We start from the raw sequence: 15,685 nt of genomic DNA on the forward strand, positions 1-15,685 counted from the left end.
CAAAGTTAGGCTTTAATCGATGAAATGCGGGCCGACTTAACAACAATTAAGGTACTTTGTTGTGAACCATGGCCTACCTGTTGTGAAAATTGGCTATAACGTTGTCGTGAAGGTAAAGCCTTTAACATTTATCAGGGTTTCGGAGCGGATTATCTTGCCTTTTCTTGAATTATCGCCCTTGTAAACAGGAAGTGGTATCCCTCTTTTTTTAGCTTCATCAATGTAGTATTCTTCCTTCGTTGGATGTTCGGGGTGTACGGCATTCAGTATTTCGTCCCACCAGTCTTCGGCAATTATTTTGTATAAAATTCTTACACAGTCGTTCAGGTGGATAAGGTTGACGGGATGGTGGCCGTTCGTAAGGGAAGATTTTTTGGATAGCATGGTTACCGGGTGCCGTTTCGGACCGATTAGTCCCCCAAAGCGGACTACGGTCGTTTGAAACTTGTGGTTTTTTCCAAAAAGTTTTTCGGAGACCAGCAACTGCCTGCCCGATTCCGTTACGGGCTTGGGCCGGGTTTTTTCGGTCACCTCGCCTTCCGCAGCGCCATAGACCGAAGTGCTACTGACAAAAATTACGTTTTTTACGGTCGATGCATCGATGGCCTGAAGCAATAACCGCATTTTTTTGACATAGTTTTGCCCCTTGCCGTTTCGCAGCCTTGGGGGCACATTGATCACAAGGATATCGACATCCGTCAAAAATGCACGAATATCGCCCTTGATCTCGGTTTCGAAGAGTTGGATCAGGTAAGAAGGTATGCCCGATCTCTCCAATAGGGGCAGTTTTTCCTCCGACGTGGTACTTCCTTTGACCCGAAAGCCCTGTTTTAGAAAATGCTGGGCCAATGGCAAGCCGAGCCAGCCACATCCCAGAACGGCAATCGATTTAGTCATAGCGCATGCGTTGAACGGTTAATATGGCATCGTTGACCACAAAGGGCATGGGCATCGTTTGTTCGGGTCTTTTGGGAATATCGAAAAGGGGGTGTTCGAGTAGATCGTTGGAGGCTTCGTACAGGGTGAGCTCCAAGGGGGTCCCGCCGGGGAGGGTCAATTTAATTTCGGTATAGGTCTCATCGCTGATGTATTGGGTGAGCAATCGGCCTTCTTTCCGTTCTTTCAGGTAATGTTCGGATAGTGGGATTCCATTCACCGAGGCCTTAAGAATGGCGATTTCGTTGGTATAGATATCAAGCCGGTTGATCGGCCTGTTCGGGGTAATGCATAGTTCAAGAAAGCGTTCCCTGCCTATAAGGGTATCCTTTGTCTTTTCTATGGTAGGAGGGGCAATCGCTTCGAAGGGGGCGGGTGCGACCCGGCTGAACTGTGAACCGTACTTGCTACTGATGGTCTTTGGGGCCAATAGGGGGCTAGGTTCGACATCTTCGAAAAAGGGCTTGTTCCAATTGGTCAAAACGCGGTCGTAGGTTGCCCATTGGGCGGTATTGTTGTCGGTGTCCAAAACGTATACAAGGCTGTTGGGGCGTTTGTTCTCTTCATTGAAACCCGAATTTAGGTGGGCGTACAGCATACACCCGATGCCCAGGGCCAAGCTTACCTTTGCCCAGGTTTTCTTGTAGGCGAAGACACCGAAAACGGGCAGGGCGAGAAGAAAGGTCAAGGTGAGCATTAGGGTAGAGGCCGCCATCATTTTCAAGCCAAGGCCCACGGCGAAACCTTTTATAAAAGGAGCGAAGAGCCATAGGGCGGGAAGCGAAAAAAGTACCAATAGCAAGGGGTCGGGCCGTTTTTGGTTGATGCTTACGAACCACATGGCAAGCAGGGCGAAGACTGGTACGATAAAAAAACTTGCCCCGGGCAGGTAGGCGGCCACCGCCCCACAGATGGCCAGCCATAAAAGTAGGGGGGCGAACAGCAGGTTGGCGGTACCGCGACTTTTGAATCTACGGTAGATGTAAAAGCAGACGGCCAGCGAAAACAGGACCATGGCGGCGATATAAGTGTGGCCGTTGTAGGTAAAGCCGTGGAGGATGTCGTTATATGCGGGGTACAGCCACTTTAGAAGGGGCCAGGTAAAGTAGCCCGCAAGGCCGTTTGCCACAAGGGCCAAAAGCATGGGCACAAACCCCGCCAGCATATCCCTAAAGACCAGCGATCGGGTTCGGAGACCACGTACCAAGAGCACAAAGAACACGAGAACGGCCAAGGCGAACATGGGCCAAATCCAATCAAAGGGGTAGGCGACCATGCCGAAAAAGGGAATATTGAAGTAGACGTAATCGTTCAGGCTTTTGAGCTGGCCCAGGTCGGCGGTGCTAAAATGCCTGAGCAAGGGCATTAGGTAGCTGCCTTGATGGGCCAAGGAGTTCCGGTCGAGCCTTTCGAACGAATCTTGGGCGGTGTGGTAATCGAAATGGTCGTCGATAAAGGCAAAGTTAAAGCCCTCTACATCCAACCCCTGCTTAAAGACGGTGAGGTCGGTATCGTTGGGCAATAGTTTGTAAATGCTATAATAAAGCGAATTCGCCATGGGATATTCGGGGTGGGCCTCGATGAACTCGCGGACGAGGTTTTGGTTGCCCCTGTTGGTTTCGATAAAGGTATAGCTGGGGCCACCGCTTCCCCGGGCCTCAAAGTTGAGCACCAGACCGACGTCCTTGGCCCATGGATGTTGGTCTACAAAAAGTTCGGCCCCGTTGAGGCCCAGTTCCTCGGCATCGGAAATCAAGACGATAATATCGTTTTTCGGTTTTTTTCCTTCGGATAGAAAGGCTCTGACGCCCTCCAAAATAGTGGCAACCCCGCTTGCGGCATCGCTGGCGCCCAATGATGAGTGTGGATTGCTGTCGTAGTGCGATAATAGCAAGAGGGCCTTTCCGTCATGGGTGCCATCGATCCTGGCCAGAATGTTGCTGGCTTTGCTCATATTGCCCTTGTCACCCATGGTATGGCCTTCCTGCACTTGTACCTTGAGTCCCATCTTTTCAAGTTCGGAAACAATATACGCCCTTACCGAGTCGTGGGCGGGAAAACCCAAGGCATGGGGTTCGATCGACATTTCCTTTACATGTTTGAGGGCCCTATCGACGGAAAATCGGTCGGCGGACAGATCGAGATCCTTGGTGTAGGGGGGCATTGAGTTGTAAAAAACCCAATAGACGGCTGCCGCCATTACACAGAATACAAGTACTGAGGGAAATTTTTTCATTGGCCGTGGTCTTGTACTAAAAGTATAAAATTACAATCGATATATAAATGGATAGAACATTTTAGAACCTAAAATTTTGCGAAAATCTTGGCTTATGTTTGCGAAATTGTCATTTAAAGTATTGAATAATAGAAAAATATGTTATTTTTTTACTATCTTTAGTAATTAACCTTCTGTATGTTGTTTCGACAGATTTAAAACCAAATCGTTATGGGAATAAAGAGTTTTATGGGGCCTAGGGCCAAAACAGTTTCGAAAAAGGAGTACGATGCTCCCATATTGGTGTCCGATTATATGACCCGAAACCTGATTACCTTTACTACCGATCAGTCCATCTTGGAGGTCATGGAGCAGTTTACCAAGCACAATATATCCGGTGGCCCGGTATTGGACGACAATGGGTTTTTGGTAGGTATTATCTCGGAGGCCGATTGTATGAAGCAAATTTCGGAAAGTAGGTATTTCAATCAACCTATCTTGGACAAAAGCGTCGAAAAGTTTATGACCAAAGAGGTCGAGACCATCCCCCACGATATTTCCATTTTCGATGCCGCCTCTATCTTTGACAAGCACAATAGACGTAGGTTGCCGGTAATGCGCGACGGATTGTTGGTCGGCCAAATCAGTAGAAAGGATATCGTAATTGCAGCGTTGAAACTTAGTGGCCATAACTGGAAGTGATACCCACACCATGGCCCAAACCGTTAAATACACCCCTTTGAGGGTGTTTTTTTTGCGGTACGGGGTTATTCCCGTTTGACGATCATGTAATAATCGTTGTCGAGGGGCAGATAGCCCAGGTCGTAGACAAAGTAATATACCGTCCCTTTTTTGGTGGTATAGATGCTTGTTATTTGGTCGAAATCAAAGCCCTTGTCGAGCAGGCGTGTGCGGGTAGTTCGGGTCTTACCTTCCTTTAAGGGAAAGCTTTCGAGTATCCTGTAGTTCTTTCTCAATCGGTTGTTGACGTTGCGAATCAGGTTGTTCCGGTCTTTGTTGAGCCGATTGTGATAGGCATTGCGGCAGTAGTCGGAGCAGAATTTTTTGTCTACCCGGCCCATGATCACATTACCGCATTCCAGGCACTTTTTCATTAGGCTAAAAACGTTTGAAATTAAATGCCACTTCTTGTTCCTTGCCGTCTTCCCCACCGATAAGGGCATAGATGACGACCTGGTCGTCGCTGACCTTTTCAAAGGTAAACCCTTCAAAGTATACGCGGTTGCCCTCTACTTTTACCAGTTGAAAGCGCCGTACCTCGTCCTTTTCTTCCCAACCCTTAAGATCGGCGTTAAAGTGTTTTAGTTCGTAGACCAGGGTATCGTCCAACTCGCGAATATGGCCCAGTTCGTAAAAACCCACCCCGCCATCGGCGACCAGTTTGAAGGAGAACATCATGGATTTTCCCAGGGGCGGACTCCATATCTCTTCGGTAATGCCGCCAAAGGCCTCTCCGCGCCAATGGCCCTGCATCCAGGAAATGGTCTCGAGGCCAGCCTTGGGCGGACTGTAATCTTTAGGAAGCTGTAAGGTATTTTGAGAATGGCCTGCCCATGAGCAGAGCAAAAAAAACAAATAAAAGTGGCGCATAGATCGATGTTTAGACAATTACAAGATACAAATTATCCGTTTGTAAACAGCTTTGGTTCAATGGGTTTGTGCCCTTATTCTATGATGATGTCGTATTTTTTCAACAAGCCTTCAATGCCCTCTTTTGCGAACTTGGCCTTTTTTATGCGGTTGTTGCCGGGATCTATCGTGTAGTTGACGGCCGTGGTGAAATCGGCCTTTTCCAATTGGGTGCCTTCAAAAATGGCCCTTTGTAGGTCGCAATTTTTAAATGAACAACCGTTGAGTTCGGCTTGGGAAAAGTCAACGTCTATTAGCTTGCAGTCTTCAAAAACCTGTTGGTTCAGTTTTAGGCCGTAGAATGAGGACAGATTAAGGCTGCAATCTGAAAAAGTAAAACGCATTAAAAACTCGTTACAGGTCTCGAATTTTAGTCCCATCATCTTACAACGTGAGAAAGCCACGTCGTTTAAGGTCGTGTTCATTAAGTTCGCATTGCTGAGGTTGCAGTCGATAAACGTGCACTCCATAAAATTTTGGTTGTCCAAGAAGCCCTCAAAAAAATTGCAGTTCTCAAACACGCAATTTTCATAATCGGCGCGGGGCAAACGGTTCTGGCCGTAGTCTTGGCCTCTGTAGACCTGGTCGATGATAAAGGGCTTGGACATGGGGACATGCTTTTTACCCGTACAATGTAACAATGTTCTGGGGGATAGAAAATTTTATGTGGAGAGACTTCGTATAAAAGGAAAAAAATTGATGAAGGAATGGGGGCGGGGCTATCCTTAAAAAGGTGTGTAGATAGAGAGATGAATTATTGTTAAAACCTGATTCCCGCCTGATCCTTCGACCTTATACACTGTCCGATGCTCATGGGTTATCCTTCTAGACCAATAACCGCTTAGGTTGTGCTTTAAGGGTTCTGGGTTTCCTATTCCCTTAAAGGAATTTCTTTTGATTTCCTTTATTAGCCTAATTGCTTTTCTAAAACTTTGGAATCGTTTGCCTGCCAATACAGGAGGTCTTCAAATCCGTTTTTCGTGAATAGCACATTCATTAAATCCCTTCAAGTGTAACAACATCTCCTTTTACTAATTGCCCTTAAGATTCTTCAATTCTTTTTCCATTGGCTTCGGTCGCTTGTAGGTAATTTGTTTCTACCTGTGAATTATATTCGCTTTGGGGCATTATCACAACGGCTTCCCCATCATTGTCTCTCGGTACGAGAAGGGTTGGATATGACTCTGAAACCATATCCAAAATATTATTGGTGTTCTCTGGAAACTTAAAATATTAAATTATTGAAAATTAATTATATATCCATTTTCAAACGTTTGCAAACGAAAGTAATTGTTTGGTTACCGACTAAAGCCTAGAGAGCGTTCTATGTTTGCAGTGTCGGGTCGATGAGGGCTCGATAGTATTAACTGTTTAACGTAAAAATTACAATTATGAACGCCTTAAAAAACAAAGTACAGTTGATTGGTAACCTGGGGCAAGACCCCGAAATCGTAACCTTGGAGAATGGCAACAAGCTGGCCAAATTTTCGATCGCGACCAGTGAAACCTATAAGAATGCCCAAGGGGAAAAAGTAGAGGATACCCAATGGCACAATGTTGTGGCCTGGGGCAAAACCGCCGAAATCGTCGAAAACTACCTGACCAAGGGCAAGCAAGTGGCCGTTGAGGGCAAGTTGACCCACCGGTCGTACGAAACCAAGGAAGGGGAAAGGAGGTACATCACCGAAGTGCGCTGCAACGAACTCCTGATGTTGGGAAAATAACGTTCAGGAGTATGTTTATAATGGATCTGCCCGGTTTAACGGGCAGATTTTTTTGTTGGGAATTCGGCCGCCGCATTTAATTGAGCCGCCTTTCGAGCTTTTTGATATATTTTTCCAGCATTTCCTTATCAGGAACCGTGGTGATTTCCCTTTTTGCGGCTTCTTGAAAGGCCTTGAGGGCCAAGCGGTCGTAGCCCTGCTCGTAATTGTACTTGCCCACCAAGTAATGGGCTTCCCAAAAATCGGGGTTCAAGGCCGTAAATTCCGAGAGTTTGTTCTGTCCTATTTTTTCCTTTGCCGCAATGGCATGGGTAATTTTATTTCGTAAGCTGCGGTAGCGATTGTAGTGCCGAAAGGCCAAGGTACGTATAAAAGGATCTTTTTCGATGTTCTCCCTTTCATTTGAAACGGGGACCGCCGATGTGTTGCTATCGGCCTTATAAAACACCTCATTGAGGTCGTAGGCCACGAACTCGCCCATTTGAAAGGGATTGCTCGAAACCCATACTTTTAGGTCTTCCGGCTGAAAGACGATACCGTGGTGGGCCAGCAACTGGTTCAGGGCCTTTTCGTTGCCGTAGCCGATGCGCTTATCGTCGAGGCCCCGCTTGTCGCGAAGGATCTCTACCGCCGATTTGGGGGTCACCTTGGGGCCTTCTCCCAAAAGCTCTTGCATGCGCTCGTATCGGTACTGTGAATGGCTCTCGAGTATATGCCTTTGGTTCTTTTTGTCTTGGGCATAGGCCGCCGATTGAAAATGGTTCGAACAGATCAACTGGTTGGTGTTCGGTACGTCGTAGACCCCGAAATTATGGGGAGACACTTCAATGATGGCGGCTTTTTTGTCTTTTGCACTGCCAACAAAAATCGATTCCGAAACGAAAACCTCCCTTTTTTTGGCAATGGCGATGGCCTCCTCTATGGTGGAGGCGTATTGAAGGATTTCCCTAGTTACCAATGAAATCGGCGTTTTGGCAACGAGGGGGAACTGCGATTTTCCGGCATTGATGGTTACGGTCAATCCTTGGTCGTTCATACCCGAGACCACGCCGATCATACCGCCCCAGGTTACCGACATAAACTTGTGCCCTTGGTCGGGGTTTACAAAGGCGATGATCTTGTTCTTGGCGAAATCGTCTCCGGCGTAAAAATCAAAGTTACGACCGATTATGAGCTTGCCATCGGCGGTTTGGTCGCCCCAGGCGGCAAAGGAGGAACAGCCGACCAAGGCCAGGTCTTGTAGGGCGTGCCCGATATCGTGGGCCCCGTGAAAGTACATGACCCTTGGGTAGGCCTCGGCAATATGGTCGAAGTCGGGCGATGCGAATTTCGACATGCCGTAGAGCTCGGCCTTGTATTGCTCGTCGATATTCAAGTACATCTTGCGGTTGAACCAGGCCAGAAACTTGCGCAGCAAGTTCTGCTTGCTTTTCGAGGGCACCAGCTCATCGATTTTTTTGACGAAAATATGCTCTTGTTCGTTAAAGAGTTCCTGGGTCAGTTTTCCGGTTTTAAGTCCCAGTTCGTACGGATTTCCGTCAACGTAGAGTTCCCACAAGCCCTGTGGGTTTTTGGTAAGAAAGTTGTCTCCCAGCGTATAGGTCGAATCGGTCAATTTGATTCTTTCGGGGATGTCGGTTTCATATTGGGCCAGGTCGGGCATATCTTTCAACGACTTGGCTACCCCGCAGGAAGCCAATTGCAAGGCCAGGGCCGTGTAACACAAGTATCTGCCCAAACCGGAACGAAACCTTGAATTTTGGGCGGCCTGCCCGGTGGTTGCCGATGGTGTTTTCTCTTTTGACCTGTGTTCGGGTATCGTCATAAATCCAGGGGGCGGTTAATTTGTTCTTTTTAGATAAGGTTTTTGGCCTGTAGGTTGCGCTCGGTACGCCTAATCGCCCACCTGTCTTTGTAATCCAACCACTTTTGTCCGACATATTTTCGGGTAATGTTGTCGATATGCCTCATGACCATTACGTTATAGAGCATGTTGGCGAATCGTGCGGGCTTGCGGGGCAGGGCGCGCAGCGTCATTGAAAAGCCGCCGTTGAGGTATCGAATGGAATGCCAGTAACCACTCGGCATGTACAGGGCATCGCCGTGCTTCATTTCGGCCTTTATGCCCTCGGCGTATTTTAGGGCCGGGTATTTTTCAAAGTCGGGCCGGTCCATATCGATGTCCTCGATGTTATGTATGGAAAAAGGCACCTTGTACAAGTAGGGCGTTTGTTCGGGCGAGAACAGGGTGACGTCCTTATCGCCGTCAAAATGAATGTGTAGGCTGTCGGGCAGGTCGATATCGTAATGCATAAAGACCTTCGATTTGCCACCTCCGAAAAAGAGTGCGGGCAGTTTTTTAAAGAATTTTAAACCAATATCGGGATACTCGAAGTCTTTCAGCAGTTCGGGCATTTCCTTAAGGATGTTGTAAAAGAAGATCCGCAGGTCGGTGGGTTCGGTTTTAAGGAGCTCGATATAGTCGAACAACCTCATTTCCTTGACCGGTGCATACACGCTCTGTTTGTCCTTGGCCGGTTCGTTGTTGTAGAGGGGTACGATTTGGTCACCTGCCCGTTCTTGGATGTAGCCCAGCTTCCATTTTTCGTAGGCGGGCCAGTTTTTGGTAAGGCCCGTGATCAATACCGGTTTTTGGGGCTTGTAAAAATTTTCAATGAACTCTTTTTTCGAGATGTTCTCGACACGTGTAATGGGGCTTACCTTGAACGTTTGCATTATACACCAATTTTTGAATCGACTTCGCTACTTGAACCTATAATTTTCTTGAGAAGATATTCACCCCCCAGAATTTCGGAGCAGGTGACCACGCCGCTGATGGTTACCCCGAGAATACCGTGCATATTAAGGCTTTGACCTGTCAAAAACAGGTTTTCGACCTTGGTTCGGGGCGATATGAAGGAGCGTAGTGGACTTCCAACGTCTTTTACATAACCGTACATCGAACCTCTGTTGCACCCGATATAGTCCCGGTACGACAAGGGGGTAGAGGTGTGTATCGATTGAATGCATTCGCGTATGTTGGGGAATTTCTTTTCCAGTTCTTTGATAAAAACCTCAGCCTTGGCCTTTTTGAATTCCTCGTAGGTCTGCCCACGGCTGTTTTTATTGGTGACCGTGTTAAAGGTCTGTGCCCAAGGCTCGACTTCGTCGAAGCGCATGTAGGTAATGGCCGTCAGTTGATCGCCCCATTCGTCTTGGTTCTTGCGGGCCCCCATCGATACCATATAGGTCTCGGGCCAACTCTCTTGGGTGTATTCGTGTCCCTTCCATACTTTTGAGGGAGCCTTAAAGTGATAATAGTTGTGGTTGAGGTATTTAAATGATTTGGGCTTTAGAACGATATGGAGGCTAAAGGCCGAAATGGTGCTTTCGATACTTTGGATGCGCTTGTTGTACGATTTTCTGAAATTGTATTCGCCTGCCATCTTCAAGGTCGTCTTGGGTTCGATGTTCGAAATGAAAAGGCCTCCCCTGATTTCCAAACCTTGTTTGGTATGGACGGAAATAATTTTTTGGTCCTTTGTCTCAAAGCGCTCTACCTCTTGGCGTTTGTGGGCCTCGCCCCCGTTTTCCTTCAATTTCCGGATCAAAATCTTGGTAATTTGGCTACCCCCGTCAGCACAGCGGTACGCACTTTGTATGAAGGAATTGACCGAGAGGGCGTGCACGTAAAAAGGGGTCTTTTCGGGGTCGCCGGCATAAAGCAGGTTGGATCCGGCAAGCACTGCCCGTAACTTTTCGTTTTCGGTAAGGCTGTCTATAAAGCCCTTGGCAGGAAGTTTAAAAAGGTCCGAATCTTTGTGGTAGGGCTTGCCCAGTTCGAGCTTGTAGAGCGGAAACCGATCGCAAACCTCCCTAATTTTGTCGCAATAGTTATGTATGGCCTTCTCTTCCTTAGGAAATTTTTCGGACAGCCGTTTTACGAAATTGGCATAGCCTTGCGAATGCGGATACTCTTCTTCATCGTTGTCGAAGGTAATCAGGTCGAAGCCGTCCTCGTTCAGTTTCTGTAACTCCAGACCGTCCAAGATACCCAAATATTCAAAGTACCGATAGAGGTTCTGACCTTTGTCCAGTCCGCCGATATAATGTACCCCGGTATCGAAAATCGTACGTTCGCGGACAAAGGTCTGAAGGTTGCCCCCGAATTGGTTGTTTTTCTCCAGCACACAGACCGATTTGCCCTCGCGCGCCATAATATTGGCCGACACAAGACCTCCCATTCCACTGCCGATAACCACTACATCGTAGTATTCCTTCATTTAGGTGTTTCTTTTGAACATTATAAAGGTATCATTTTGAAGCAAAACGGTGAAACCTGGTAAATTCGATGGCCGCTTACCTTCGTTAATGACTATCAAGATAGCAATTTCGGCCAATTTTTTATCGGTAACGGCTTTATGTTCAATATGTTTTGATTCGACAAGGAGTACTTCGACCGTTTCCGTCAGGGCCTTTTCATCGGTATCAAGGACGGTAATTTTACTGTAGCGATGGGTCAGGTAATGGTTCGATAAAATGGCCCTTGCTTCGGGGTCTTCGACATAGGCGAAAATTTTTCGGTCTATGGAGTCAAGCGCGAGCAAGAGGGGCAAATGCACATTGTTTTCTGAAATATAGGCGATGCGGTCTTTTTCACCCAAGGTATGGGCGAGTTGATGGTAGTCGCTACCGCGTCGTCCCAGGTCATCGCGTACCCTTTTGTATATGTGGGGGCCTTTATACCTAAAGTTTTCCAACAAGGTTTTGTGCCAGTAGGAGGCGGGCTCCATTTCTTTGCGGAATTTTCTGAATTCCGCCCTAAAATAGGTGCCGAACTGTTTGGCCCGTTGGGAGTAGGTTGCGCCAAAGCGCTTGTCGCCCGGAGGGACCCTGTGCAGGATCTTTGCGCTAAGGCTCCCATCGCGGATTATAAAACTGCCCTTTGGCGAAACCTCCGACCCCCCGTGTATCATCACCGGCAAAATATCGAGGTCGAACTGCTGTGCGAGGTAAAAGGCGCCCTTGTGGAAACGACCGACCTTGTTGCTGGTCGAGCGCGAACCTTCGGGAAAGGCGATGATCGAAAAGCCCTGTTCGAGTTTCTGCCTCAAGTAGGCCTCGCTGTTCTCGATGCCCCCCGAAACGGGATAGGCTCCCGACAAGCGGGCCGCACTGCCTATGGTCTTTGAGTTGTAGACGTGGTCTTTTACCAAGTAGATCAACTTCGGATGCAGCATGCCCATGACCAATATGTCCAAAAAGGAGCTGTGATTGGCGATCAGCAGCGCCGGTTTTTCAAAGGTTTCGCGGTCGGGGTTGATGATTTTCTTGGCAGTAAAGGGGTTGGTGTACAGCACCGATTTCATAAACAGCGAGGTAACCTTGTGCAGACGGTAGTGCGGTTTGAGGTAGGCCTTGGGGTCCAATTTTAAATAAATCCAGGCGTATACGCTTAAGAGGAGACCCCCCAGGTCAAAATAGGCAAAGGAAAAGAGGGAGTGCAAGAGTATTCTGGGCTGGATAGGGCGTTTGGTCCTGTCGCCAATGAACAACCTAAAGAGTAGGGGTTGAACAATAAATGCCGTTAAGGCGGCACAGAGAATACCGATCAGCGACACCGATGAAATGGTGTACAGTACCGGATGTTTGGCAAAGATCAATACCCCGACACCGGCTATCGTGGTAATTACGGATAAGATGATCGATGTCTTGTGCGTGGCCAGGGCCTTTTCGCCCAGGCGGTATTCGGTAAGCAGGCCATTGGTGATGAATATGCTGTAATCGACCCCCAATCCGAAAATAAAACTGCAAATGATAATGTTGAAAATATTGAACTCTAGATGGAGCAGGCCCATAATGCCTACGGTAAAAAACCAGGTAAGGAATATGGGCACGGCCGTGATCAGGGTCAGTACAAAACTCCGGTAAAACAGGTAGAGGATAAGCAATACGGCGATCAAGGAGTAACCGAGGAGTTCGTTAAAATCGTTCTTCAAATTGCCCAAGAACGTTTCGTTTACCTGCTGGCGGTCGATCAAGAGGGTGTTGGGCATTTGTTCGAACTGTGCCCGTACCCTGCCCATGGCGCTATCCCTTACCTTGACCAACGAAGTTATGGTCGTGCCGTTGCCATCGCTTACGACATAGTCGTCTATAGACAGGGCCCTTACGTTTGTTAGGTCGTCCAGCCCCAATGGGGAAAACTCTTTCTCCAAAAGCGCATAGAACTGTCGAAAGGTATTTTCCTTGAAGCCCAATTCCTTCCCGCTTTCGATCAGGTTCTTTTTTAGGGCAGCTACCTTTTGGGCGGACCAGAACGTTTTCCAGGCCTCTATTTCCTTTTCCTGCGACCGATCCGACTTTGCCAAGGTTCCGATAGATCCAAAACTTACGACCTGCCCGTTTTCTTTGAGTCGTTCCAGTTTTCTGTAGATGCTGTCGTTTTGGAGCAATACCTCTTGCAGCTTGTTTCCGAAGGTGGCCAGGTAAATCGATTTCGACCCCATATCGGTCAATTTTTCAAGGCGTTGCCGGGCGTCGATCAACGCTTGGGTCTCGTAGTTGAGTTTGGCGATATCCTTGTTGAAGAGAACCTTTTTATAGGTAAAGATGCTGATGATGAAAATTGCCGCTAGCCCTGAAATCGCCCATTTGCTGCGGTGAAATTCGTAGGCGGCCAGGCGGTCGAGAAGGGTAGGCTTGGCCAATATGGCTTTTTTGGGCCTGTATACCAAGGGAATAAAGAGCAAGGCGAAGCACGAGGCCCCCGAAACGCTTACGGCGGCGAAAATTCCCAGATCCTGTAAGGCCTGGGAGTCGAGAAAGAGGAGGCAAAGAAAGGCCGATGCCGTGGTGAGGCTACTCATCAAGACGGCCGGTGCCACTTCGCGATAAACGCTTTTGATCGAGTTGCCCTCGCGCAAATGTGTAAGGATGTGCAACCCGTAGTCCAAGGTCACCCCGATCAATACGGATCCTATACCCAGGGATATGGCCGATATTTTGGCGCGAACCAAGCATAGAACCGCCAAGGCCAACAAGCCACCAAAAAAGGCAGGGGCAAAGAGGATAAGGGGCAGGGCCACCTTGCGATAGAAGACCATGAGCAATATGATCAACAGCGTCATGGCGATGCTTACCGTAAATTGAATATCCCTTTTTATCTGTGTGGCGTTCGAAACGGCACTGAGGGCGGCACCAAAGTACTCGCTTTCGACGGCATTGGCGTACTTTTGGTTCAAATGTGCCTGAATGTCGTAAAGGGCCTCTGAAAACGGAAGGTTTTTATTGGTCTCGTTCGAGCCGAATTTCGGGGTGATAAAGAGCAGAATGTTGTGTTCGTCCTTGTCGAGCAAAAAGCCGTCCTTGATCTTAAAACCGTCCCCAAAGCCCAGTTTTTGAAGTTTTTTGAGGCCCATGAACGAGATACCCAAGGGGTCTTTGACGATGGTCTTCTTGGCCACGATACCCGTTGGCGAGATCAGGGTTCGGTAATTCGATTTTGTGATGGCCGCAATGCTGTCCTTGGTCAGTTTGCGTTGAATGGTTTCGTAGTCTTCCGCTTCGAGAAACAAGGGCAGGTGGTCGTAGACGAGGTCAAGGGTGTTCTGAAGGACGTCGTCCCCGATTTTGCCTTGAATGTCTTTGATATACGTTCCTTGGCGGCTTTGGATACTGTCCAAAAATGCAGTAGCGTACTGGATCAGCCCTTCGGTGGTGCCATTTTCCCTTTTTCTTATGTTGACGACTATCTTGTCGGTAAAGGTGATGGATTTAAGAAGCTCTTGAACGCGTTTGGTCTCCTCGGTGACGGGAATCAAGGAACTGATGTCGTCGTCGAATTCAATACGGCCAACGGTCGTCGCGAGCCCCAAAAGCAGGACGAGAAAACCTGCCAGGGCGAGCCACCTTCTTTTGGCTATCCAACTGTATGTGCTAAAAAAAAAGTCACCCATTGTCAAGGCTCATTTTTTTGCGTTTGGCCATTTGCGTCAAGGCAAAATAACCGATCAGCCCCCCTACCACCGCCAGGGCGGCGGCCAAGACCAGGCTGCCGATGACATAGGCCTTCAGGCCCGAGAGCGCCAAAATATTGTCGGCAATGTTCTCGAAGGCCAGAAAATGCGCTTCGCCCAAGATCCAACCACCGACTTGAAGCCCCCCGTACACAATAAAGGGGATAAAGGGCGGGAGGCTTACGTTCGAAAAGGCGAATGCTATGGGCTTGTTCAACTTTAAAAGAAAGGCCCCTCCCAGAACCAGCAGGGTTTGAAAACCCCAAAAGGGACTCAGCCCGACGAACAGGCCCAAGGCTATCGAGGCGGCTTTCTTTTTGGGCGGATCCTGACTGCTCAGGATGTCCTCGGTCAAAAATTTTTTAACCCCTTTTTTTTTAACCCGCCTGAAAAAATCCCTGGGCTTGATGTAGAACAAGGCAATCAAGACCAAAAAGGTGTTTAAAATGCTGATCCGCGTAAAGTCGGGTACGGTTCTGAAATGGCTCACCCTTTCCTTTTCATCGTATGAGATTTTGACGGGCAGGTTCTTGACCAAGGTGCCGTGCCATGAGGCCCTAACGATCACCTCTATTTCAAATTCGAATTTTGGCGTTATAAAAGTAAGCGATTTCAGGGTATGCACGGGATATAGTCGAAAGCCGCATTGGGTGTCGGTCAGCCATATACCCGTTTCGAACCAGAACCAAAAATTGGAAAATTTGTTGCCGAAACTGCTTTTTCCGGGCACGTCGGCCTGCTGCATGTTGCGAGAGCCTATGTACAGTACGTTTTGGGTTTCTTCGGCCTCCAAGGCCTCAAGAAATACAGGAATGTCGTCGGGGAAATGTTGGCCGTCGGAATCGATGGTAATGACAAAATCGTATCCTTGTGCGACCGCTTCCCCGAAACCTATTTTTAATGCGTTGCCCTTGCCCCTGTTCTCTTTTAGGTGTACCTGGCGTATATCGGGAAACCCCTTAAGGATTTCGGCCGTGTTGTCGGTGGCACCGTCGTTGACCACGATGATGTTTTTTGTGTATGCCAAGACCCCATCGAGCACCCGCTTCAACGTCCCTGCATTGTTGTAGGTGGGCACCAGCACACAACATTTGAGTCGGTCCATGGTATCTTGCTGGTATGGTATGGGATTGGGCAACTTG

13 protein-coding genes are annotated in these 15,685 nt (G+C 48.2%); 2 read left to right on the top strand and 11 right to left on the bottom strand.

Features of this window, described 5'->3' with window-relative positions; genetic code table 11:
- Positions 1-93: 93 nt before the first annotated feature.
- Entirely contained in the window at positions 94-897 is an 804-nt protein-coding gene (locus BUB37_RS03865) for an SDR family oxidoreductase (protein ID WP_072988748.1), read from the bottom strand.
- Positions 890-3,172 carry a M20/M25/M40 family metallo-hydrolase gene (locus BUB37_RS03870; protein WP_072988751.1) on the bottom strand — a complete coding sequence of 761 codons (2,283 nt, stop codon included), beginning with the start codon at positions 3,170-3,172 and terminating at the stop codon, positions 890-892. The genes BUB37_RS03865 and BUB37_RS03870 overlap by 8 nt, the downstream gene beginning before the upstream one ends.
- Positions 3,173-3,382: 210 nt before the next feature.
- Here BUB37_RS03870 and BUB37_RS03875 point away from each other — a divergent pair, with 210 nt between their 5' ends.
- A complete protein-coding gene (locus tag BUB37_RS03875) occupies positions 3,383-3,853 on the top strand; it encodes a CBS domain-containing protein (protein ID WP_072988753.1) in 471 nt (156 codons plus the stop codon).
- Between the two features lie 65 nt (positions 3,854-3,918).
- Here BUB37_RS03875 and BUB37_RS03880 read toward each other — a convergent pair whose 3' ends face one another.
- The 4 genes from BUB37_RS03880 to BUB37_RS03895 form a co-directional block, all read right to left on the bottom strand.
- Positions 3,919-4,266: a hypothetical protein gene (locus BUB37_RS03880; RefSeq protein ID WP_072988756.1), complete on the bottom strand. Its 348-nt coding sequence runs from the start codon at positions 4,264-4,266 to the stop codon at positions 3,919-3,921.
- A 4-nt stretch (positions 4,267-4,270) separates the two neighbouring features.
- Positions 4,271-4,762 carry a DUF6265 family protein gene (locus BUB37_RS03885; RefSeq protein ID WP_072988759.1) on the bottom strand — a complete coding sequence of 164 codons (492 nt, stop codon included), beginning with the start codon at positions 4,760-4,762 and terminating at the stop codon, positions 4,271-4,273.
- A gap of 74 nt (positions 4,763-4,836) precedes the next feature.
- A complete protein-coding gene (locus BUB37_RS03890) occupies positions 4,837-5,409 on the bottom strand; it encodes a pentapeptide repeat-containing protein (RefSeq protein ID WP_072988763.1) in 573 nt (190 codons plus the stop codon).
- 117 nt (positions 5,410-5,526) lie between these two features.
- Positions 5,527-5,754: a Txe/YoeB family addiction module toxin gene (locus BUB37_RS03895; protein WP_317616542.1), complete on the bottom strand. Its 228-nt coding sequence runs from the start codon at positions 5,752-5,754 to the stop codon at positions 5,527-5,529.
- A 438-nt stretch (positions 5,755-6,192) separates the two neighbouring features.
- Between BUB37_RS03895 and BUB37_RS03900 the strand changes: the two genes are divergently transcribed.
- Positions 6,193-6,525, top strand: coding sequence for a single-stranded DNA-binding protein (locus BUB37_RS03900; RefSeq protein WP_072988767.1), 333 nt, complete (start codon positions 6,193-6,195; stop codon positions 6,523-6,525).
- Between the two features lie 76 nt (positions 6,526-6,601).
- Here BUB37_RS03900 and BUB37_RS03905 read toward each other — a convergent pair whose 3' ends face one another.
- The 5 genes from BUB37_RS03905 to BUB37_RS03925 are packed head-to-tail and all read right to left on the bottom strand — an operon-like array spanning position 6,602 to position 15,648.
- On the bottom strand, positions 6,602-8,350 hold the full coding sequence (locus BUB37_RS03905) for a C45 family autoproteolytic acyltransferase/hydrolase (protein WP_094766518.1): 1,749 nt from the start codon (positions 8,348-8,350) through the stop codon (positions 6,602-6,604).
- 29 nt (positions 8,351-8,379) lie between these two features.
- On the bottom strand, positions 8,380-9,261 hold the full coding sequence (locus tag BUB37_RS03910) for a cupin-like domain-containing protein (protein WP_072988770.1): 882 nt from the start codon (positions 9,259-9,261) through the stop codon (positions 8,380-8,382).
- Positions 9,261-10,808, bottom strand: coding sequence for a phytoene desaturase family protein (locus tag BUB37_RS03915; RefSeq protein WP_072988773.1), 1,548 nt, complete (start codon positions 10,806-10,808; stop codon positions 9,261-9,263). The genes BUB37_RS03910 and BUB37_RS03915 overlap by 1 nt, the downstream gene beginning before the upstream one ends.
- A complete protein-coding gene (locus BUB37_RS03920; protein ID WP_072988777.1) occupies positions 10,809-14,483 on the bottom strand; it encodes a 1-acyl-sn-glycerol-3-phosphate acyltransferase in 3,675 nt (1,224 codons plus the stop codon). It lies immediately after the preceding gene.
- Positions 14,476-15,648 carry a DUF2062 domain-containing protein gene (locus BUB37_RS03925; protein ID WP_072989791.1) on the bottom strand — a complete coding sequence of 391 codons (1,173 nt, stop codon included), beginning with the start codon at positions 15,646-15,648 and terminating at the stop codon, positions 14,476-14,478. The genes BUB37_RS03920 and BUB37_RS03925 overlap by 8 nt, the downstream gene beginning before the upstream one ends.
- Between the last annotated feature and the right edge of the window lie 37 nt (positions 15,649-15,685).

It is taken from the genome of Pseudozobellia thermophila (assembly GCF_900141855.1).
Taxonomy (GTDB): domain Bacteria; phylum Bacteroidota; class Bacteroidia; order Flavobacteriales; family Flavobacteriaceae; genus Pseudozobellia; species Pseudozobellia thermophila.

Excerpts from the sequence above, each read along its gene's own strand:
- BUB37_RS03890 (WP_072988763.1), bottom strand. The coding sequence starts at position 5,409 with ATGTCCAAGCCCTTTATCATCGACCAGGTCTACAGAGGCCAAGACTAC.
- BUB37_RS03900 (WP_072988767.1), top strand. The coding sequence starts at position 6,193 with ATGAACGCCTTAAAAAACAAAGTACAGTTGATTGGTAACCTGGGGCAA.
- BUB37_RS03910 (WP_072988770.1), bottom strand. The coding sequence starts at position 9,261 with ATGCAAACGTTCAAGGTAAGCCCCATTACACGTGTCGAGAACATCTCG.
- BUB37_RS03915 (WP_072988773.1), bottom strand. The coding sequence starts at position 10,808 with ATGAAGGAATACTACGATGTAGTGGTTATCGGCAGTGGAATGGGAGGT.
- BUB37_RS03880 (WP_072988756.1), bottom strand. The coding sequence starts at position 4,266 with ATGAAAAAGTGCCTGGAATGCGGTAATGTGATCATGGGCCGGGTAGAC.
- BUB37_RS03865 (WP_072988748.1), bottom strand. The coding sequence starts at position 897 with ATGACTAAATCGATTGCCGTTCTGGGATGTGGCTGGCTCGGCTTGCCA.
- BUB37_RS03925 (WP_072989791.1), bottom strand. The coding sequence starts at position 15,648 with ATGGACCGACTCAAATGTTGTGTGCTGGTGCCCACCTACAACAATGCA.
- BUB37_RS03875 (WP_072988753.1), top strand. The coding sequence starts at position 3,383 with ATGGGAATAAAGAGTTTTATGGGGCCTAGGGCCAAAACAGTTTCGAAA.
- BUB37_RS03920 (WP_072988777.1), bottom strand. The coding sequence starts at position 14,483 with ATGGGTGACTTTTTTTTTAGCACATACAGTTGGATAGCCAAAAGAAGG.
- BUB37_RS03870 (WP_072988751.1), bottom strand. The coding sequence starts at position 3,172 with ATGAAAAAATTTCCCTCAGTACTTGTATTCTGTGTAATGGCGGCAGCC.
- BUB37_RS03905 (WP_094766518.1), bottom strand. The coding sequence starts at position 8,350 with ATGACGATACCCGAACACAGGTCAAAAGAGAAAACACCATCGGCAACC.
- BUB37_RS03885 (WP_072988759.1), bottom strand. The coding sequence starts at position 4,762 with ATGCGCCACTTTTATTTGTTTTTTTTGCTCTGCTCATGGGCAGGCCAT.